Below are 19,836 nucleotides of genomic sequence, written 5' to 3'. Positions count from 1 at the left end.
CCGCGACGTGAGCAGCGCCGCCTCACGCGAACGTGGCATTCAGTTTGCTTCCTGGTAGATCGCCGCTGTCCGGCGTCCGGAAAGCAGGGAACCGCTTCGCTGCCGGACATCGTCGCGAGTTCGAGAGTGTCGCGGGCCGATCGCGACAGTCATCCGCGACGCCATGTCATGGCGAGTCCTCGCATCGATTCTCAGCGAAGACTGCCATGCGGTGATCAGTCTGCGTGCGCCGGTTCCGGCCTGCGCATCCATGTTTGTTGAGTTTCATTTTCGGTGTCACTGGAGTTGATGAAGATGTTTCGCATGCGGCGCGGTTTTACGTTGATCGAGCTACTCGTCGTGATCGCGATTATCGCGATCCTCATTGCCCTCCTGCTTCCCGCAGTCCAGCAGGCCCGTGAGGCAGCCCGCCTGACGCAGTGCCGCAACAACATGAAGCAGCTGGGACTCGCGTTCCACAACTACCACGACGTGTACAACATGTTCCCGTCGTACATGTGCTACCCGCAGCCGGTGAACTATCCGATGGGCTGGGTGCCACGCATCTTCCCGATGATCGAAGAAGGGACCCGCTACAACGCGATGGAAGCCCTGAACAAGGACTACATCGTCAACCGGTCTCCCTACCGCAGCAACAACACCAACGATCCGCTCTTCACCACGCCGATCAAAGCGCTCGTCTGCCCCTCGTCGGAGCTGGGCGACCGCGCCTCCGATCATGCCGTGACCGCCAACTTCCCGAATGCCCAGTCGCAGGCCGCGCTCCACTACCGCGGAGTCGCCGGCTCGCGCGACGTCGGCTACACCGGCCCCTCCGGACAGGAATACACCAGCTCCGGAATTATCGCCCCCAAAAGCCGCGCCCGATTCGGAGACATCACCGACGGGTCGTCCAACACCCTGCTGCTCGGTGAACTGTCGAGTGCTCTCGGCTGGACCCCGGCCATGGCGACCAGCGGCTTCGGCGGCATCAAGCCGTGGGTCTGGGGCTACTACTCCTACACCAACGACGGCTGGCTCATGATCGACCACAAGATGGTCACCTGGCCGATTGGCTACAGCGGCACGTTCGTGACCAACCAGACCCCGTTCCGCAGCGCTCACGCCGGCAAGGGCGCCAACATGCTCCTCGGCGACGGCAGCGTCCGGTACCTCAGCTCCAACATGGACCTCGGCACGCTGAAGGCTCTCTCCACCAAGAGCAACGGCGAAGTCGTCGGCGAATTCTGAGCAGACTGCTGAGCATCGCGACTGCGTTCCAGCAGGCCCGATGCTCGTTCTGCCCGTTCAGGGTCGGTCCCGCCGCACTGGCCCGACCTGTCTCTTTCCCACCTGCCGTCGGCACGAAAACGCCGATGGCAGGTGTTTCCACTGAATCCCACGAGTCTTTCGAATAATGCCCAGGCTTCTGCTCTCTCTTGTCCTCTGTGGCCTGCTCGCTGGCTGCGGTGAAACGACCGCTCCTGTCTACCACGTGACCGGCACCGTCACGTTCAACGACCAGCCCATCACGACGGGCTCGGTCGTCTTCGTTCCCAAAGGAGGCGGCCCGACCGCACAGGGGACCATCGGCGCCGACGGAAAATACTCGCTGACCACGTTCGTCGACGGCGACGGCGCCGTCCCCGGCACGCACACCGTCATGGTGTCCGCGGTCAAGGACAACGGTCCCGAAGCGCCCGTCACTGCGATCATCCCCGACAAGTTCGCCAGCGAGCAGTCGGGCCTGACCGGCGAAGTGAAGGAACAGGAAGAAAACGTCATCGATCTGGCCCTGAAGGGGAAAGCCCCTGCGTCCCGGCCGGCATCGCCGATGCCGTAACCGCTTCTCATCGTCCGGCAGTCCGGGGCCTCCCTGGACTGCCGGTCGGGAGCCGGTTTTCTCGACCGCGGATCCCAGGGAGGATCCCCCCGCCGTGGATGGCCAGTGCACGATCTTGTGCAGGCCCGCGACCGACGCTGCTATACTGCGCCGGACGAGACTGGCGGAGCGGCTCAGAGGCTGATGCGGTCCGATTGAGCAGACGTCCAGAAGACTCACTCAATCCGCTGGCGTGCGAAGCCTTCCGATGCACCGCTTTGCCCTCGACAACCTCATCAGCCGGCCCGTCAGGGCCATCCTCTCCATTCTCGGCTTGGCCGTCGCCATCGGCGGAATGGTCGGCCTCTTCTCCATCGCCGGCGGCATCAACGAGCTCGTTTCCAGCACGTTCTCGATGATTCCCGGGATCCTCGTGCAGGAACGCGGGGCCCCGGTCCCGATCTTCTCCTCTCTCCCCGCCGCCTGGCAGAAGGAGATCGAGCAGGTCGACGGCGTCGCCGTCGTGAATCCGGAAGTCCTCGTCCGCGTCAACGTGCTCGAAAACAAGCCGGTCATCAGCCCGCCGCGGTTCTGCCTCGGGTTCGATATCCCGTCGCGGATGAAGCTTCACGACACCATCTACGGCGACAAGGTGATCGAAGGCCGGTTCCTGAATGAAACAGACGTCGGCACGACGAACGTCCTCGTCAGCCGCCAGATCGCCGAAGCCACCGGCCGAAAACTGGGAGACACCGTTCGCGCGAACGGCAACGCACTCACCATCGTCGGCATCTATGAATGCGGCACGGTGCTCCTCGACTGCAACATCCTGATCGACATGGGCACGCTCCGCCGCCTCGCCCGCTACGACGAAGGCTCCGTCTCGTGCTACTACGTCGAGACGAAGCCCGGCTTCGCGCAGAAAGATGTCGGCAAACGGATTGAAACACTCTTCCGCGGCCGCGATCTGAAACGCGCCTCCGACGCTCCCGCCAATGCCCTCGCGGCCACCCTCGTCGGCATCGGCCAGGCCATCGGCGTCACCACGAACGCGGCGCCTCCGGCGCAGCCCGAGCCTGCACCCTCCCCCGCGCCCGCATCGGGCGAGCCGCCCGCATCATCCCCCGTCGAAGTTCGCTCGGGCGACGACTGGGCCGAACGCTTCGAAGACTTCACCGCCGACCTCAACTTCTTCCTCACGCTGATTACGGGCGTCGGCATCACGATCGCCGTTCTCAGCATCGTCAACGTGATGCTCATGAGCGTGACCGAGCGCACGATCGAGTTCGGCATTCTTCGCGCCAATGGCTGGTCGCGCCGCAACGTGATGTCGCTCGTGACGCTCGAAAGCGCCGTTCTTGGAATCGTCGGCGGCATCCTGGGATCGATCGGGGGCTGGGTGGCCGTCCAGATCATCAACCGGGCCTTTCCCGAGCGGGCGCACCTTCACGCGGGCCTGTTCCTCATGCTGTTCGCGATCGTCTTCAGTACGGCCCTCGGTATGCTGGGCGGTCTCTATCCCGCCTGGCGGGCCGCGAAGATGTCCCCGATGGACGCCATCCGCCGCGGCTGAGGTCGGGCGATCGACGAGACGGCGCCCGGCCTCAGGCATGATGGTGTGATGCAGGAGCAGCGAACATGAAAATCGGAGTTGTCGGTTGCGGCTTTGTCGGTTCCACGGCCGCCTACGCGATGGTCATGCAGGGAGTGGGCCGTGAGATCGTCCTGGTCGACAGGAGCCAGGCCCGCGCGGTGGCCGAGGCGGACGATATCCGCCATGCCGTCCCGTTCGCTCATCCACTGGAGATCCGTGCGGGCGCCTACGCCGACCTCGCCGGCAGCAAGGCGGTGGTCATCTGCGCGGGAGTCAACCAGCAGCCGGGCGAAACCCGCCTGCAGCTGCTGGCGCGCAACGCCGCGGTTTTCGCGGAGGTCGTTCCGCAGGTTCTGATGCATGCCCCGGAGGCGATCCTGGTCGTCGCGACCAATCCCGTGGATGTGATGACACATCTCGCCACCCATTTCGCGAAGCAATGCGGGCTGGAGACCTCGCGGGTTCTGGGATCAGGCACCACACTCGACACCGCCCGGTTCCGGAGCCTCCTGGCCAGCCACTGCGGCGTCGATTCCCATCACGTCCACGCCGACGTCTGTGGCGAGCACGGCGATTCCGAAGTCCTCGCGTGGTCGCTCGCCTCAATCGGCGGGATGCCGCTGACCGAGTTCGCCAAACGTCGCGGCGTCGAACTGAACCAGGAAATCCGGAATGCAATCGACACTGGGGTCCGCCGCGCGGCCTATACGATCATCAGCGGCAAAGGAGCGACCTACTATGGCATCGGCAGCGCGCTGAGCCGGATCGTCGATGTCATCCTGCACGACCAGCGGGCGATCCTGACCGTGTGCACTCCTGCGCCTTTCGTCGCCGGGGTCTCCGACGTCACTCTTTCGATGCCGCGCCTCGTCGGGGGGGACGGCGTGCTCGCGAGCTTCGACCCGCCGTTGGACGCCGATGAACTCGCCGGACTGGCCCGCAGCGCGGGCGTCATCCGCGAAGCACTGGATTCCCTTGATGTCCTGAAGAGTTGACCGCGCCCCGGGGCCGGCCGACGAGCCGCCCCCCCCTGGTTTGACCGCCCGGGTATACTTCCACGTGCCCCGCGTCACGTTCAGGCTTTTGGAGCCGGTCAGATGGATTATCAACCTTCGGTGGAACTGCTCGAAGCGACTCATCGCTTCCCGGGCCCGTTCATGTTCAAGATCATCGGGCGCAGCGAAGACCAGTTCGTCGCGCGCGTTCTGTCCGCCGTGCGCACCCTGCTCGGCGATGAGAACGAGCCCGCGTTCTCCGTCCGCAAGACGGCCAACGGCACCCACACCTGCGTGACTGTCGAACCCGAAGTGCCCAGCGCCTCGATGGTCGTTGAAATCTACACGCAGCTCCGCGGAATCGACGGCGTCATGATGCTGTTTTGACGCGGCCGCTGTTTCGCGGCATCGCCCGGGGGAGGTCTTGCTCCGCCGGCTTCGAGCAGACTCCCTGCCCGATCTCCGCCGGACTCAGCAGGAAGCTCCCGCCGCGGTGCGGCGGGAGCTTCCGGACGGGATCGGGCTTCGAATCGAGCGGGATCTCGAATGTGTTCTCTCCGGGCTTCACTTCGAACGTCAGCCTCGAGTTCTTGTTGAATCGCGGCGGCACTTTCTCGGGAACAACTGTTTCTTTCCCCGAGTCGTCGGTCATGAGACCGGCCGTCGTGATCTTTGCCGTGTGAGCGCCGATCATCGCCCCCGCCAGGTCGCGACGGTACATCAGCTCGAATGTCCCGTCGTCGCGTGTTTGAGCAATGGACGGGGATGAGTCGGGGCCTGAGGGTTGAAAGACGATGCGGGCCTTCGGCAAAGGCCGGGCATCCAGAGTGTTGGCCCGCTTTTCCACCAGCAGACCGTCTGTCAGACTCCCTCGGTTGATGTCCGTCGCTCTCCGACGACCGGACAGGAACTGCAACCTCATGGCGATCGCAGCAGACTGGAAACAGGGGCATGTTGGACATCTTCGGCAGAGTCGTCTTCGTCTGGCTGCTGGTGGGTCTCATTTTCGACGGCAGCAGCGCGGCCGCTGATTTTCCTCCCCTCGCCAACTCCGAGAAATCGACCTCGTCTCCAATGAACCCGGACGAGGTCGTGAAGACGGCCAAACTACCGCCGGGATTTCGGCTGTCGGTCGTGGCCGCGGAGCCCGCCGTCCAGAACCCCATCGCCATGACGACGGATGAACGCGGGCGCCTGTGGATTGCGGAGAACTTCAGCTGGGCAGGGTCCGGGGCCGGCGGATTCAACGCCGATCAGCGCGACCGCATCGTGATTCTCGAAGACGCCGATGGCGACGGCCGGTTCGAGAAGCGAACCGTCTTCTCCGATACGGTGCACAAGCTGACGAGCATCGAAGTGGGCAACGGCGGAGTGTGGGCCCTTTGCCTCCCGAATCTGCTGTTCTTTCCCGACGCCGATCGCAACGACGTTCCCGACGACGAGCCCCGCGTCGTCCTTGATGGCTTCCAGGCAGGATCGAACGTGGGGCACACTCCAGCGAACGGTCTCAAATGGGGCCCTGATGGCTGGCTGTACGGTCGCCACGGAATTCTGGCCACGAGCGAAATCGGGAAGCCCGGCGCGAAGCCGGCCGATCGCTTCCGGATCAACACCGGAGTCTGGCGATATCACCCCAAGCGGGACGTGGCCGAAGCCGTCATGCACGGCATGACCAACTCCTGGGGCTACGACTTCGACCAGCACGGCGAGATGTTCGTCATCAACACTGTGATCGGTCACCTGTGGCACGTCGTCGCCGGCGCTCACACCGAACGCATGTTCGGAACGGATATCAATCCCTTCTCGTACGTCTTGATTCCCCAGGTGGCCGATCACGTCCACTGGGACCTGGGCGAAGTCTGGAACGACATCCGCCACGGCGTGACCGACCGCACCAGCCAGGCGGGCGGCGGACACGCCCATATCGGGCTGATGATCTACCAGGGCGACAACTGGCCGGAGGAATACCGCAATCGCGTTTACACGCTGAACCTCCACGGAATGCGGATCAATTCAGACCACCTGCTGCGAAAGGACGCCGGCTATACGGCCACGCACGGCCCTGACCTCTGCTTCCTGTCCGATCCCTGGTTCCGCGGAATGGAACTGCTCACCGGACCGGACGGCGGCGTGTTCATCGCCGACTGGAGTGACACGGGAGAATGCCACGATCACGATGGCGTCCATCGCACGAGCGGCCGGATCTACAAGCTGACTTACGGCACGCCGCAGCCTCTCGCACCCTTCGACCTGGCCGGCAAATCGAATGATGAACTGATCGGACTCCTCTCGCACCGGAATACCTGGTGGGCCCGACAGGCGCGCCGCCTGCTGACGGAACGGGCCACCACTGCAGGCGAGCTCCGGGGACCGGACTCCCCCCTCGCGACATCACTCAGGGCGCACCGGGACCGTTCGACCGATGTCACCAGTCGCCTGCGGATGCTCGAAACCATCGTTACGACGGGAGGCGCCTCCCGCGACTGGCTGATCGAGCAGCTCTCGTCCGGCGACGAACATGAACGCGTGGCCGCCCTCAGGTCTCTCATCGACTCGGAGACCGGACCGGCCAGGACGGTCTCGCCGCAAACCCTCGCCGTGCTGCAGCGCCTCGCGAATGCCGACGATTCCGGACTCGTCCGGCTGCACGTCGCCTCCTCCCTCCAGCGACTGCCCATCGATCAGCGCTGGGACATCGCCGAGTCGCTTGTCGAAGATCCCCGCTTCGCGACCGACCGGATGCTGCCGCTCATGATCTGGTACGGAATCGAACCGGCCGTCGCGCACACTCCGGCCAAAGCGATCGGACTGATCGCACGCTCCCGAATGCCGATCGTGTCCGAGTGCATCGCCCGCCGACTCGCGGGCGATTCGGAAAGTTCATCGGCCGGATGCGGCTCGCTCGTCGAACTGCTGATCGACGGGAAATGCCCGACGGCCGAGAATGCCCTGCATGGTCTGGCCCTCGCATTCAAGGGGCGCAAGAACGCCGCCTCACCCGAGGGCTGGCAGCGCGTCGCCAGCATGTACGGATCATCGGCCCAGGCGGTCGTCCGTGATGACGTGCAGAGTCTCAATGTCCTCTTCGGAGATCACCGCACGCTCGACGAGCTGCGGCAGCTCGTCACGAACGGACGGCTTCCAGCAGCGGAACGCAACCAGGCGCTCCGCAGCCTGCTCCTCAACCCGCCCGCAGACTACGCCGCCACGCTGATTCCACTGCTGCGCGACCAGGCCATGGTCGTTGAAGCCCTTCGCGGACTGGCGCACTACAGCGCGGCCGAGATCCCGCAGCAGATTCTGGAAGCGTCGAAATCGTTCGAACCTGCGGCCCGGGCCGAAATGATTCAGACGCTCGCCTGCCGACCGGCCTTTGCGCGCGAGCTGCTTCAGGCCGTTCGCGACGGGCGCATCGCGTCGTCCGAGATCACCGCGATTCACGCGCGGCAGATCGCATCGTTCGACGTCGAGTCGCTGAATCGCGACCTGACGGAAGTCTGGGGAGACATCCGCACCCCTCCGGCCGAGAAAAAGGCCCGCATCGAGGCCTACAAATCCCGGCTGACTCCTGCCGCCGTTGAGAAAGCCGACCGGTCTCACGGGCGGGTTCTCTTCCAGAAGACGTGCGCGAACTGTCACGTCCTGTTCGGGGCCGGGCGTCTCGTCGGCCCCGATCTCACCGGATCGAACCGCAGGAACCTCGACTACCTCATCGACAACATGGTCGACCCCAGCGCGACCGTGGGCGCCAACTTTCGGTCGGTGGTCGTCGTCCTCGAAAGCGGTCGCGTTCTCAATGGAGTGATCAGCGAGCAGAACGACCAGACGATCACGCTTCTCTCCGCCCAGGAACTCACGACGATTGATCGCAAAGAGATCGAGGAGATGAAGACCTCCAACGTCTCCCTGATGCCGGATGGACTCCTGCAGAACCTGACGGAAACCGAAGTGCGCGACCTCGTCGGATACCTCATGGGGGGAGAGCAGGCTCCGCTGCCGGGGAATCCGTGACCCCGCATCGTGAGCGACCTGACAAGTCCCCCCGCCGGAACTGGCCGGCCCGGCCTCGGCCCATTCGTTCCGGCCTGATCTGCCCGAGGTGATCGCCGAGTTCCGGTTTTCCTGTTTCGCGATTGTCGCGGACGGGCTACGCTTGAGCCACGTTGATTTGGTCCACGAATCAAGGGGCGCAGCCATGGGCGTTGGCGGTGGGCAGGGTCGTCGTGTGTGGGTCGGCATCATCGCGGCCGTGCTGGTCTGCGCGGCCGCCGGGGTGCGTCACCAGGGGAAGCAGGGATTCACGCCGCTGTTCTGGGCCGATGGCGACTCCTGGACGACGCCGACGTACTGCATGCTCTGCGGCGACCATCTTCAACGGCGGGAACGAGGGTTCCTCGAATGCCCTGGCTGCAACGCGACCATTGCGCCGCACCAGGCGCACCCACCGGGTGCTGATCTGGAATTGCAAACGGCCTTGCTGGCCCCTCGCTGAACTGAAAACTCCTGGATCAGCGGCCCCCTCTTCGCCGTCGGCATAGGGCTCATGTGGCGTGCCGAGTAGCTCCGCCGCGACCTTCGAGATTGCGCCAGCATCCTAAAAGAGATCGCGGAAATCCCGAACCAGGCCACCCGGGAGCCTTTTGAATATGCCATTCGACGTATAGGCTGGGGTCGACCCCGATGACGCCACGGCGATGCCGCGGCCCACCGAGACAACCCGGCATGCTGGCAGGCGCCCTCCACGAACTCCTGCCCGCGGGAGGCGCTCCATGAGATGGCAACTTTCGACGCGGCAGTTCTGCATCATCATGGCCGGGCTGGTCGCCATCAGCGCCACCAAGCATGCCCTGACGTTCTGCACCGGACCGGCGGTGATCGTCGACGACGCCCGTGAATACTGGGAACGCGGACTTCTCGTTCGTGACGGGGACTGGCTCCAGATCGATGACGAGGTCGACTACCGCACGCCGCTGTATCCGATCTTTCTGGGCACGATGCAGAGTCTCTTCGGGTCGAATGCCCTGTTCGCGACCGTCATTGCCCAGCATCTGCTGCAGATGTGCAGCAGTCTCATGACTGCCTGGATGTGCTGGCTCCTCACCGGCTCGCGCCTCGTGACCGTGGCCGGATACGCGCTGTCGGTGGCCTGCGTGACACGTGCCTGGTTTGCGAATGTCACGCTGACCGGAACTCTCTTCATGTTCCTGATGACGGCGACCCTGACGGCACTGGCGGGTTATTACCGCAAGCCTGCCGCCTGGAAGATGGCGTTCACGGGCGGACTCCTGGCCGCAGCGACGCTTGTCCGTCCCATTCCGCAAATGCTCTGGCTGCCCCTGTTCGGCCTCGTCTTCCTGATGCCCGCCCTCCCCCGAGTCCAACGCCTGAAGCATGCACTGGCGGGTGGGCTGGCTCTGCTGTCGGTTCTCGCCCCGGCCATGCTCCGGAACCAGCTGAATCACGATGCACCGTATGTCGCCAAAGTCCCCCCCATCAATAAGTGGGTCGTCTGCTTCCACGATCAATCGGCCGCGAACCTCCCGATTCCCGACACCGCCGCCGGACGACAGCTCTTGAAGCTCCTGCCCGAACTCGAACACACCTTCGATCCGGACATCCGCAATGGCTACCGGGTCCTGAGACGCCTCAAGGAAGTTGGCCTGTCCGACGAACAGGTCGACAAGCTGGTCACCGCGACCTGCTTCGACGCCGTGCGGGCCAATCCCGGCGTGTTCACCTGGAAGACGTTCAAGCGGCTGGGCAACTTCTGGCGGACAAGCGTGGACGAGTATCCCTATTACTCAACCTACGATTTCAGAAACCCGAAGGCCCACGTCGGACAACACACCTGGCGATTTGAGCCGATCGCTTCGTGGTACGAAATCATTCTCAGTCACACGCTGTCCAACTCGGTCCACTGGCTGGAAATCGATTTTGTCGCCTGCATGCTGGGAACGCTGCTGCTGATCCGCCGCCCGGAAACACGATTCTTCGGACTGTCGCTGGCGATCATCTTCATCTACTTCCCGGTGATTACCGCGCTGTTGGAGATCGAGAGCTACCGCTATCGGCGCGTCCTCGAGCCGCTGATCGTCGTGGCGATCGTGGCCGGACTCGTCGGACACTGGGAGGCGAAACGTCGAACCAAAGAACCCGATCCCGCCGGCCCGGATCTGTTCACCATGGGAACAGGCTGATGAGACGATGGCTCCGGGACGCCGCTCAGCGACCGACCGCCGCACGGCCGACGAGATATCGCTCCAGCGCCTGCCAGTACGGTTCCGACGTCTCCATTCGGCAGTAGTCGATGCCCATCGCCGTGCAGCGGGCTTCCCAGCCCTCGAGGAATTCCCGCATCTTCGCGTGATAGGCGTCGCGAATCTCGGGGACGTCGACGCGGACCTTCGAGCCGGTCTCGCTATCGATAAAGATCCCGCGGTCGACATCAGGCAGCTCGATCTCGTCCGGATGCAGGATGTGCATCACTACCGCTTCTCCGCCGAATTGCACCCGGCTCGACAGTGCGGCCGCGACCTCGTCCGGATCACCGAGGAGATCGCTGAAGAGGATCACCAGCTCACGCCGCTTTCCACGACGGGCCAGTTCGTGCAGAGCGTCCGACAGGGCCGACTCGCCTCGCGGCCGGGCGGTTTCCATCCCTTCCAGCACGCCCATCAGATGCCGCACGCTGCGGTCGGGCGGGAAGAAGTACCGCAATGGCGAAACGTCGCTCCCGACTCGACGCTGACACATCGAGAACGAAAAGCGGTCATGCTGCTTCGAGATCAGAAACCCGATGGCGGCCGCGAGCCGGCAGGCGTAGTCGAACTTGCTGTCGGCCTTTGAGCCGGGACTCGCGCCGCGAAAGTCCATGCTGCCGCTGGCGTCGATCAGCAGGTGAACAGTCAGTTCGCTCTGCTGCTCGAAGAGCTTGATGACCAGCCGATCCGTCCGCCCGTACACCCGCCAGTCGATCGCCCCCACTTCGTCCCCGGGAAAATAAGGGCGGTAGTCGCGAAACTCGACGCTCTGCCCGCGCTGGCGGGTCGCATAGTGCCCCGAAAAGCGCCCCTCGACGGTGCGCCGGGGAGCGAACAGCATCTGCTCCAGCCGCCGGAGGTCGCCGACCTGGAGGTATTTGAACTGGAGGTCGCCGGGATTGCTTGCGGACATCGGAAGGAGGGATCGCGGCCGGGACCTCGAAGTGCAGCCGGGCTTGGTGGGTTCGATTGTAGCGAAAATGCCGACGGCGGACTTCGGGTTCCCGAAGCCCTGGCGAGAACCGCAGACTTCAGGCGGACCACTGGCACCGATGGCGGCCGATCTCTTCCGGTAAGCCAGGGCTGCGCATCGACTCTGGCAAGGTCGAGAGTCGCCGTGATCGCGTAAAGCGTTCCGGACGACTCACCCCGCAGGGACGCCAGGCATGGATTGCCGCTGGAAACTCTCCGTACTCGTGTGGACGTTCGTCGCGACCTCCGCCGCGCAGGTCCGCGACGCGCGGGGAGACGAACCGCCGTCTGCAACCGCGGTCCCCGTCGATGACGACGCCGTCACCCGGCCGGCGCCGCTCCCCACCGCTTCGCCCGAGTCCGCCCCCGTTCCCGCGGCTCCGGTGAAAAAGTCGCCCGCGAAAGCGCCGCCGAAGAAAACGCCTCCCGCATTCCCCGGCCCCAAGGTGCTGCCGCCGACCGGGCCCTACAAGCCCCTGTTCTTCGACAACGACTTCTCGTCGAAGGACAAACCCGGCGAACCAGACATCCTTGGCGAAGAAGCCAAGCTGATGAAGTTTGAGTTGTTCGACACCGACTTCGTCTTCTCGACCGGCGGCGAACTCCGCCATCGCTACATGAACCAGGACAACCGCCTGCAGCCCGGCGGCCCCGGACACGACACCTACAACCTTCTCCGCTGGCGTCACTATGTCGACCTCAAGGCGGGCGACACGTTCCGCTTCTATGTCGAAGGCATCAACGCCGACAGCTGGGGCGAAGACCTCCCAATCCAGCCCACCGACGTCAACCGCTGGGACCTCCTCAACGCGTTTGTCGACGTCCATCTCTTCGACACAGACACCGGCTCGCACACCCTCCGCTACGGCCGCCAGGAGCTCCTCTTCGGCCGGCAGCGACTCGTGTCCCCCCTCGACTGGGCCAACACCCGCCGCAACTTCGAGGGCTTCCGCTACATGGTGAAAGACAAGGACTGGAAGTTCGACGCCTTTGCCGTCAACCCGGTCAACTCGGCCACCGGCTATCGCAACGTCTTCGAGTTCGACAACAAGTTCGACAAGGCGAACCGCGATGTGTGGTTCAGCGGCACGTACTTCACCTACACCGGCATCGAGAACGCCAACCTCGACCTCTACTGGCTGTGGCTCAACAACACCGAACCCGTCGCCGGACGGGCAGACGGGCGGCGGCATACACTCGGATCGCGCTATTCCTGGCTCGTGCCGATCGAACAGGAACGGGTCTGGGACTTCGACGTCGAAGGCGCCTACCAGTTCGGCGACGATGACGGAGAACGCGTGAACGCCGGATTCATCACCGCGGTGGCCGGACACACCTGGAAGAAGGCTCTCTGGACGCCACGACTGAGCGGCCTCGCCTACTTCGGCTCAGGCGACGTCGACCGCTCCGACGGCCAGACCAACACCTTCGACGTGCTGTTTCCGCTCGGACATGCCTACTGGGCGCTCAGCGATAACCTCTCCGGACAGAACCTGATCGACCTCTGCGCCCAGCTCGAAGTGAAGCCGACTGCGAAGTCGTCCCTCGTCGGGGCGTATCACAAGTTCCGTCTCGCGAGCGACGATGACGTCGTCTACAACGTCGCCGGAGCACCGTTCGGAACCCCGAACAACGGGACCGACGTCGGCGATGCGCTCGATGTCTACGGCTACTACGCGTTCAACGCGAACCTCGACATCCAGATGGGGTATTCCTGGTTCTGGTATGGCGAGTTCATCGAACGCACCGTCCCCCGTGACGACGCCAGCCAGTTCTACGTGCAGACGTCATTGCGGTACTGAGCCCGGCAGCAGCGTGAATTGCTCACACCCAAAGCCCCCGGAATGCGCCCGGGGGACCACCTTCCCTACTTCTTCGAAACCGGTCCCGCCTTCGCCGGAGCAGCGGGCTTCATCGGCGTCTTCGAAGGCTCAACCTTGAAGATCGTCAGGCTCAGCGGAGCCAGCGTGATGCTGATGCTCTGTGCCCGCCCATGAGAGGGAACCGGAAGGCTCTCGACTCCGCCGGCGTTGCCGACGTCCCCGCCGCCATACCGCTTGGCGTCGCTGTTGAACACTTCCCGGTAGTAGCCCAGTTCCGGAACGCCGATCCCGTAGTTGTGACGCGGAACCGGAGTCATGTTCAGGACAATGACCAGCGTCTCACTGCGGTCGGCCGAGAACCGGCACCACGCATAAACGCAGTTGGCCGCGTCGTCGCCGCTGATCCACTCAAAACCGTCGCTCGTGAAATCACGCTCGTGCAGCGCCGGATGCGCCGCCACGAACTTGTTGAGGTCGCGAACATACGCCTGCATTCCGGCGTGACGCGGCTTCTCCAGCAGCGGCCAGTCGATCTGCGAATCGTGATTCCATTCCTGCGGCTGGGCGATCTCGTCACCCATGAAGATCAGCGTCTTCCCCGGAATCGTCGACTGGTATCCGAACATCAGCCGCAGGTTGGCGAACTTCTGCCATTCATCCCCCGGCATCTGCGACAGCAGCGACCCCTTGCCATGCACCACTTCATCGTGCGACAGCGGCATGATGAAGTTCTCGGTGAACGCATACACCATCCGGAACGACAGCTCGTTCTGGTGATGGGAACGATAGATCGGATCACGTCGCAGGTAGCGCAGCGTGTCGTTCATCCAGCCCATGTCCCACTTGGCGCTGAATCCCAGGCCCCCGTCGTACACAGGCCGCGAAACGCCCGGCCAGGCAGTCGATTCCTCGGCGATCGTCAGGATGCCCGGGAACTCGCCATGCAGCGACGTGTTCATGTCCTTCAGGAACTGGATCGCCTCGAGATTCTCGCGCCCGCCAAAGGGGTTCGGAATCCACTCGCCGCTGTTGCGGGAGTAGTCGAGGTACAGCATCGAGGCGACCGCATCCACGCGCAGCCCGTCGATGTGGTACTGGTCGCACCAGAACCGCGCGCTCGACAGCAGGAAGCTGCGGACTTCATTCCGCCCGTAATTGAAAATGTAGGTGTTCCAGTCCGGATGGAACCCCATCCGCGGATCTTCATGCTCATACAGCGCCGTGCCGTCGAACCGGCCCAGCCCGTGCGCATCCGTCGGGAAGTGTCCCGGAACCCAGTCGACCAGCACCGAAATATCCGCCCGGTGCAGCGCATCAATGAACAACTGGAAGTCTTTCGGAGTTCCGAACCGGCTGGTCGGAGCGAAATAGCCCGTCGGCTGATAACCCCACGAGCCGTCAAATGGAAACTCCGTGATCGGCATCAGCTGCAGATGCGTGAAGCCCATGTCGTGCATGTGCTCGATCAGCATCTCCGCCAGCTCGGCGTACGTGTGGTACCGCCGCTTGTCCCACGGCCTCTTCCAGCTCCCGAGATGCACTTCGTAGATCGAAATCGGCTTCGAAAACCAGTCGGTCTCGCGCCGCTTCGTCATCCACTCCTGGTCGTTCCACTCGAAGTTCGAGAGGTCGGCCACGATGCTGGCCGTCTTCGGAGGAATCTCCGCCGCGAAGGCGTACGGATCCGACTTCTCGATCAGCGTCCCCCACTGCGTGCGGATGCTGTACTTGTAGTGAGCTCCCGCGCTGACGCCCGGAATGAACCCCCACCACACGCCCGAGTCGCTGGAATTCAGGTAAAACGCGCCGTGCTGCCAGTAGTTGAAGTCGCCGACGACGCAGACTTCCCGCGCGTTCGGAGCCCAGACGGAAAACCACGTGCCGGAACGGCCTTCGTGGACTGCAGGGTGTGCGCCTTGGGTGTGATACATCGTGCAATTAACGCCGTGAGAGAGAGCCTGCGCCTGCGAAGCATCCGCCCATTGGTTCGTTCGGACGACGAAGGCCTGGGAAGATGCCGAAAGCGGACGTGCAGCGATCGTCGTGGCGGGCATGAGGGGTCGCGGGGAAACATCCTTGGAACACGCCGAGCACTCAGCGCGAACCGACCAGGTCGTCCATGACAACGACGGCCAATAAAACGGACGACCCGGAAACATGGGCATGTTCCCGGCTCGCTGTCGTCCCGAATCAAGGAGACCGCCGCCCGGATCGTACTTCCCCCCCCGCAGGTCAACAACGGGCGTTTTTCAACGTGGAAAAATAGGCAATCACAAGCGGCAATCGTGAGCGGCAAGGCGCTAGCCGCCGGTCGGCCGAACGATTCAACCCCCAACCTCGATCGCCCCCCCGCCGAGCCATCCCCGCAATCGAACCATCCACCGCCTCCCCGATGGTTCTCCCCGCCCCGCTTCCCCGTACAATCGGGTTCGACCGGAGTGGGCCGAGCGTCCGCTGCGGCGGGCGTGTTGCGGCTTCGGCTGCGATGCGATCCGCCGGGGAGGAAAGTCCGGGCTCCACAGAACACGGTGGTGGATAACGTCCACCGTCCGCGAGGACCGGGAAAGTGCCACAGAAAACAAACCGCCGATGGCTCATCGGCAACACGTCGAGTTGAGAACGGAAACACGTGCCACGGCTCTGTGACCCGTGCGGGCGCGGAAAACGCCCCGGCACGCGGCACGGCCGATACGCCCGTGGCACTCCAGTCAACTCGCCGCGTTGCCGGTGAGATCAGGTAAGGGTGAAACGGTGCGGTAAGAGCGCACCGCGGTTCTGGCGACAGAACCGGCACGGCAAACCCCACCGGGAGCAAGACCAAGCAGGGTGGAGGAGCTGTTCGCTCCGTTTGACACCCGGGTGTGTCGCATCGAGGCGCTGAGGCAACTCACGTCCCAGAGAAATGGACGCTCCAGACAGAACCCGGCTTATAGGCCCACTCCGGTCATTTTCCATCCCCCCCCAAAGTGAGCGGCCAGGCGCTAGCCGCCGGTCCGTGCCCAACCGCCAGCAGTTCCCCATCAGCATCATTCAATCCCCGTATCCCAGCCAGGCCCCACCCAAAGTGAGCGGCCAGGCGCTAGCCGCCGGTCCCCGCAAACCACGAACGCCGCCGCTCCCGCCCCATCACTCCCCTTGACGAATCCGCCTCGCAAAAGTGGGATTCCGTCCCGGACACCCGGCCTCAACGCGGCCACCGGCTCACTATCTCGCGCGGGCAACGATTCATGGCCAGGCCACGAGACTGCATCCACATCCTCGACCGAAAAACGTCACTCCCCTCCTGGATGATCGTCTGCAACATCGACCCCGGCCCGGCCGACGAAACCGGCCTGCCGATCTATTCGCATCACTGGACCGGATGGTCCTGGGAACCCCGCGGCGGTGACGAGTTCCACGTCTACACAAGCCGCGAAACGGCCGAATCGTACGCCCGGCACCAATCGCTGCGGATGCGGCTCACCTTCCCGGGAACCTGGACCGGAAAACTCCTCGGCTGGTGGAACCGCCGCCCGGCCGACCCGGAGGAATGAAAACTGATGCGGCGCGGCCGAGACCTGGCATAAGAAGTGAGCGGCAGGCGCTACAGCATCTTCAATGTTGGTATTCCGGGTTCCGCAGGCGATGAATGGACAAACGCGAATCGAGAACCGTTCAATCGCCTGCACAGGAGGCATGACAATGGCCTAGCCTCCGGCCATTCGCAGCTGGAGGACAAACCACAGGAAAGCCCAACCTGCGCGGACGAATTGCGACAAGCACATTCGCAACCTACGCTCGACCCACACAGCGGCACAGAGATTCCTGTCTCTGAACCGCCCAACCCCACGATCACTCCCGTGAGCCGCGCCCCGCCAGCGAAGCGCGCCCCCCGCACATGCACTGGACCCGCGACCAACTCCTCGCCGTCCTCCGCCTCTACCTCTCACTCCCCTACGGCAAGCTCGATTCGAGAAACGCCGAAATCAAATCGCTCGCTGCCCTCATCGGCCGCACACCGAGCGCCGTCGCGATGAAGGCCCTCAACTTCGCCAGCCTCGACCCCTCCATCACCTCCACCGGCCGCAAGGGCCTCACCGGCGCCAGCCAGGCCGACCGCAACCTCTGGGCCGAATTCCAGACCAACTCCGAATCCATCGCCAACGAATCCGAAACCCTCCACGAACAACTCACACTTCAATCCTTCTCCCCGCAAACCGCTCCCACCCCCGATCCCAACCCCCACCGGGGAGAAGGTGGCCGCAGGCCGGATGAGGGCCCAGATCAACCCCCGGGCACAGAATCAAAGCCCACGGACCGCGACCGTGAGACCGCACCCGACCTCCAACCCCCAACCGGCCCCACCGAAGCCCTCCAGCTCATCCGCGCCCGCCGCGTCCAAACCTTCTTCCGCCGCGCCGTCCTCGTCTCATACGACGCCACCTGCGCCATCACCGGCCTCAAGGAACCCAAACTCCTCCGCGCCAGCCACATCCTCCCCTGGAGCACACACCCCGCCCGCCGCGCCGACCCCACCAACGGCCTCTGCCTGAACGCTCTCTTTGACGCCGCCTTCGACCGCGGCCTCATCACCATCGATAACGACCTCCGCGTCGTCGTCTCCAACCGGCTGCAAAAAAACGCCAAAGAAGCCCGCCTCCCCACCTCCCTCCTCGAAGCCCACGGCCAACCCCTACTCCCACCCCGCCGCCTCCCGCCGGACCGCGCTGCGTTGAATTTTCATCAAGAGAGAATATTTCGAGGCTGACCATGGTCGCGGACGGTCGTGATTGAAAACTCCCTTTCGCTCACCCGGAAGAAAGCGAGAACGCCAAACTGAACTCATAAGCTCACGCTGCTCCGCGACGTCAGCATGGCACCCAACGCCGTCCACGATTTCTATGACGCATCGAGCAAGGCTTGCCCCTTGAGGCGGAGTTTTGGCGTCAGTTCGGTCATCCCAGGTGGACGAGTTGGCGGCTCGTGTTTCTGGTGTGGCCACGAACGAACGCGCTTCAAGCGTCGACGGCGGTATTGGTCACGCACTGCCTGACCCAACTGGTCACGCCATGTCAGCGGCTCCAAGAGCGATCGATCGAGCGCCAGACGCATCGCACGGCGCGTCACGTCTCGAGTCCGTGAAGGCGACCATTGTCGTGGGTCGTGATGACAACGCCGGAGCGACTTCAGGCTCAGGACCTGCAGGATCCACAGACCCAACAGCGACGCCGTATGCTCGGCCAGCACCGTCCGCGGCGTGCGGCTCAGCCATTCCCGACGATCGAACGTCTGCTTGATCGTCCTGTACGCGACCTCGATTCCCCACCGCCGACGGTAGATTTCCCGGGCCTGCCTGGCCGACAGAAGTGACGGCTCCAGAACATCCGTCAGCAGAAACACGGCCTTCTTGCCACGCCCCAGAAGAATCATTCGCAGAACGAGTGGCGGCTGGTCCCGGAACTTTGCCGGCCACAGCCAGACGATGTCTCCCTTGCGATGAATCAGCGCTCCCAGTTCCTGAACGAGCACTGTGAGATTCGCGCCCACGCGGAGCAGGAACGACACATTGGCCGCCTTGAGTCGTTGGCACAGTTCATAGCCCACGAAGCCGGCGTCCGCGGCGATCAGGCTCCCGGCCGGGAGCAAGTTGGCCATCTCCTCCAAGTGCCGTCGTTCGCTGGCGGTGCCGGGACCGATTCGGAAGTCCCACAGGGCGTTGAGTCCCAGGTGCAGCAGCATCGTGTGATACACCTGCGGAGCCGTGCGGATCTTGCCGGCACACTTGAGCCCCTGCTCGTTGGCCTTGGTTCGAGGTGACTCGAATCGGGAGCCGTCGGCGCCGAAGACCAGCCAGCCGGAGACGGTCCAGTTCCCGCGGGCCATGCGGCGAAGATGCGTCTGGAGGATCTCGCGGACTCTGGGAAACAGCAGGCCGACCCAGCGTGCCAGGGCTTCTGTGTAGCCGGTGTAGGACGTGGGGCAGGTCCAGCCCGGGAGCATACGAGACAGGAGTTCGCGAACGTTCTCAAAGCGACTGACGAGTGTCTTCGCGTCATGCCAGCCCTTCGGTTCCGTAGGCCGTCGGTCAGAAATCACAGGTTTTGCTGAAAACCCGTTGAAACCCTTGAGAAACAGGCCGTTTCGTTATCACAGGCAACGAACCCGGCTCTTCTACCGTTTCTATAGTTTTGGCGGGCTTCCAAGGATTACAAGGATTTAGTGACAAGATCTGTGACAGCCGTGTGACAAGTGGCGGCTCAATCGGGCCTCCACCACGCCGAGTTGTCCGTCATCAGAGGCGCGTGACCTTGCGCTTTCGCTCGACCTTAACGGGTCGCTACGGAGCGAATTCTTATCCCTCTCTCGGCGTGCTCATTCGCAGCGATCGCGGCCGGTCAAAGCGGTGTACAAC

At 63.7% G+C, this 19,836-nt stretch carries 15 protein-coding genes and 1 other RNA gene; 12 read left to right on the top strand and 4 right to left on the bottom strand.

Annotated elements, in window-relative coordinates; genetic code table 11:
• Nucleotides 1-294: 294 nt before the first annotated feature.
• The 5 genes from Pan44_RS25780 to Pan44_RS25760 all read left to right on the top strand — a co-directional run bounded on the left by Pan44_RS25780 (nt 295) and on the right by Pan44_RS25760 (nt 4,777).
• The gene (locus tag Pan44_RS25780) at nt 295-1,230 is read left to right on the top strand and encodes a DUF1559 domain-containing protein (protein WP_197453659.1); all 936 of its coding nucleotides are present in this window, start codon (nt 295-297) and stop codon (nt 1,228-1,230) included.
• Nucleotides 1,231-1,396: 166 nt separating this feature from the next.
• Complete coding sequence (locus tag Pan44_RS25775; protein WP_145034603.1) at nt 1,397-1,822, top strand: hypothetical protein; 426 nt, start codon at nt 1,397-1,399, stop codon at nt 1,820-1,822.
• A 247-nt stretch (nt 1,823-2,069) separates the two neighbouring features.
• Nucleotides 2,070-3,374, top strand: coding sequence for an ABC transporter permease (locus Pan44_RS25770; protein WP_145034602.1), 1,305 nt, complete (start codon nt 2,070-2,072; stop codon nt 3,372-3,374).
• A 65-nt stretch (nt 3,375-3,439) separates the two neighbouring features.
• On the top strand, nt 3,440-4,390 hold the full coding sequence (locus Pan44_RS25765; protein WP_145034601.1) for an L-lactate dehydrogenase: 951 nt from the start codon (nt 3,440-3,442) through the stop codon (nt 4,388-4,390).
• Nucleotides 4,391-4,492: 102 nt separating this feature from the next.
• Complete coding sequence (locus tag Pan44_RS25760; RefSeq protein ID WP_145034600.1) at nt 4,493-4,777, top strand: YbeD family protein; 285 nt, start codon at nt 4,493-4,495, stop codon at nt 4,775-4,777.
• On the opposite strand, the gene Pan44_RS25755 is transcribed toward Pan44_RS25760, so the two are convergent.
• Nucleotides 4,761-5,312, bottom strand: coding sequence for a hypothetical protein (locus Pan44_RS25755; protein WP_145034599.1), 552 nt, complete (start codon nt 5,310-5,312; stop codon nt 4,761-4,763). The two genes, Pan44_RS25760 and Pan44_RS25755, sit on opposite strands and share 17 nt — an antisense overlap.
• A gap of 29 nt (nt 5,313-5,341) precedes the next feature.
• Between Pan44_RS25755 and Pan44_RS25750 the strand changes: the two genes are divergently transcribed.
• The 3 genes from Pan44_RS25750 (at nt 5,342) to Pan44_RS25740 (ending at nt 10,587) form a co-directional block, all read left to right on the top strand.
• On the top strand, nt 5,342-8,401 hold the full coding sequence (locus tag Pan44_RS25750; RefSeq protein WP_145034598.1) for a PVC-type heme-binding CxxCH protein: 3,060 nt from the start codon (nt 5,342-5,344) through the stop codon (nt 8,399-8,401).
• 184 nt (nt 8,402-8,585) lie between these two features.
• Nucleotides 8,586-8,882, top strand: coding sequence for a hypothetical protein (locus Pan44_RS25745; protein ID WP_145034597.1), 297 nt, complete (start codon nt 8,586-8,588; stop codon nt 8,880-8,882).
• A gap of 277 nt (nt 8,883-9,159) precedes the next feature.
• On the top strand, nt 9,160-10,587 hold the full coding sequence (locus Pan44_RS25740; protein WP_145034596.1) for a hypothetical protein: 1,428 nt from the start codon (nt 9,160-9,162) through the stop codon (nt 10,585-10,587).
• Between the two features lie 25 nt (nt 10,588-10,612).
• Here the strand turns inward: Pan44_RS25740 and Pan44_RS25735 are convergent, their stop codons facing one another.
• The gene (locus tag Pan44_RS25735; RefSeq protein ID WP_145034595.1) at nt 10,613-11,563 is read right to left on the bottom strand and encodes a DUF58 domain-containing protein; all 951 of its coding nucleotides are present in this window, start codon (nt 11,561-11,563) and stop codon (nt 10,613-10,615) included.
• A gap of 253 nt (nt 11,564-11,816) precedes the next feature.
• Here Pan44_RS25735 and Pan44_RS25730 point away from each other — a divergent pair, with 253 nt between their 5' ends.
• On the top strand, nt 11,817-13,424 hold the full coding sequence (locus Pan44_RS25730) for an alginate export family protein (protein ID WP_145034594.1): 1,608 nt from the start codon (nt 11,817-11,819) through the stop codon (nt 13,422-13,424).
• 65 nt (nt 13,425-13,489) lie between these two features.
• On the opposite strand, the gene glgB is transcribed toward Pan44_RS25730, so the two are convergent.
• Nucleotides 13,490-15,499: a 1,4-alpha-glucan branching protein GlgB gene (glgB, locus tag Pan44_RS25725; protein WP_145034593.1), complete on the bottom strand. Its 2,010-nt coding sequence runs from the start codon at nt 15,497-15,499 to the stop codon at nt 13,490-13,492.
• Between the two features lie 381 nt (nt 15,500-15,880).
• Between glgB and rnpB the strand changes: the two genes are divergently transcribed.
• The 3 genes from rnpB to Pan44_RS25710 all read left to right on the top strand — a co-directional run bounded on the left by rnpB (nt 15,881) and on the right by Pan44_RS25710 (nt 18,192).
• Nucleotides 15,881-16,391, top strand: an RNA gene (rnpB, locus tag Pan44_RS25720) — RNase P RNA component class A.
• Between the two features lie 281 nt (nt 16,392-16,672).
• Nucleotides 16,673-16,978: a hypothetical protein gene (locus tag Pan44_RS25715; RefSeq protein WP_145034592.1), complete on the top strand. Its 306-nt coding sequence runs from the start codon at nt 16,673-16,675 to the stop codon at nt 16,976-16,978.
• Between the two features lie 344 nt (nt 16,979-17,322).
• A complete protein-coding gene (locus tag Pan44_RS25710) occupies nt 17,323-18,192 on the top strand; it encodes an HNH endonuclease (RefSeq protein WP_145034591.1) in 870 nt (289 codons plus the stop codon).
• A 131-nt stretch (nt 18,193-18,323) separates the two neighbouring features.
• On the opposite strand, the gene Pan44_RS25705 is transcribed toward Pan44_RS25710, so the two are convergent.
• Nucleotides 18,324-19,424: a transposase gene (locus tag Pan44_RS25705; protein WP_145034590.1), complete on the bottom strand. Its 1,101-nt coding sequence runs from the start codon at nt 19,422-19,424 to the stop codon at nt 18,324-18,326.
• Nucleotides 19,425-19,836: the final 412 nt, after the last annotated feature.

The organism is Caulifigura coniformis, assembly GCF_007745175.1.
In the GTDB taxonomy this organism is placed as follows: Bacteria; Planctomycetota; Planctomycetia; order Planctomycetales; family Planctomycetaceae; genus Caulifigura; species Caulifigura coniformis.
Note: the sequence above shows the minus strand (reverse complement) of the source record. Positions and strands in the feature narration are given on the sequence as shown.

What these genes read in the sequence shown, in the direction of transcription:
- Pan44_RS25730 (WP_145034594.1), top strand. Translation starts at nt 11,817, where the DNA reads ATGGATTGCCGCTGGAAACTCTCCGTACTCGTGTGGACGTTCGTCGCG.
- Pan44_RS25750 (WP_145034598.1), top strand. Translation starts at nt 5,342, where the DNA reads ATGTTGGACATCTTCGGCAGAGTCGTCTTCGTCTGGCTGCTGGTGGGT.
- Pan44_RS25715 (WP_145034592.1), top strand. Translation starts at nt 16,673, where the DNA reads ATGGCCAGGCCACGAGACTGCATCCACATCCTCGACCGAAAAACGTCA.
- Pan44_RS25740 (WP_145034596.1), top strand. Translation starts at nt 9,160, where the DNA reads ATGAGATGGCAACTTTCGACGCGGCAGTTCTGCATCATCATGGCCGGG.
- glgB (WP_145034593.1), bottom strand. Translation starts at nt 15,499, where the DNA reads ATGCCCGCCACGACGATCGCTGCACGTCCGCTTTCGGCATCTTCCCAG.
- Pan44_RS25755 (WP_145034599.1), bottom strand. Translation starts at nt 5,312, where the DNA reads ATGAGGTTGCAGTTCCTGTCCGGTCGTCGGAGAGCGACGGACATCAAC.
- Pan44_RS25735 (WP_145034595.1), bottom strand. Translation starts at nt 11,563, where the DNA reads ATGTCCGCAAGCAATCCCGGCGACCTCCAGTTCAAATACCTCCAGGTC.
- Pan44_RS25710 (WP_145034591.1), top strand. Translation starts at nt 17,323, where the DNA reads ATGCACTGGACCCGCGACCAACTCCTCGCCGTCCTCCGCCTCTACCTC.
- Pan44_RS25705 (WP_145034590.1), bottom strand. Translation starts at nt 19,424, where the DNA reads ATGCTCCCGGGCTGGACCTGCCCCACGTCCTACACCGGCTACACAGAA.
- Pan44_RS25770 (WP_145034602.1), top strand. Translation starts at nt 2,070, where the DNA reads ATGCACCGCTTTGCCCTCGACAACCTCATCAGCCGGCCCGTCAGGGCC.
- Pan44_RS25780 (WP_197453659.1), top strand. Translation starts at nt 295, where the DNA reads ATGTTTCGCATGCGGCGCGGTTTTACGTTGATCGAGCTACTCGTCGTG.
- Pan44_RS25775 (WP_145034603.1), top strand. Translation starts at nt 1,397, where the DNA reads ATGCCCAGGCTTCTGCTCTCTCTTGTCCTCTGTGGCCTGCTCGCTGGC.
- Pan44_RS25745 (WP_145034597.1), top strand. Translation starts at nt 8,586, where the DNA reads ATGGGCGTTGGCGGTGGGCAGGGTCGTCGTGTGTGGGTCGGCATCATC.
- Pan44_RS25765 (WP_145034601.1), top strand. Translation starts at nt 3,440, where the DNA reads ATGAAAATCGGAGTTGTCGGTTGCGGCTTTGTCGGTTCCACGGCCGCC.
- Pan44_RS25760 (WP_145034600.1), top strand. Translation starts at nt 4,493, where the DNA reads ATGGATTATCAACCTTCGGTGGAACTGCTCGAAGCGACTCATCGCTTC.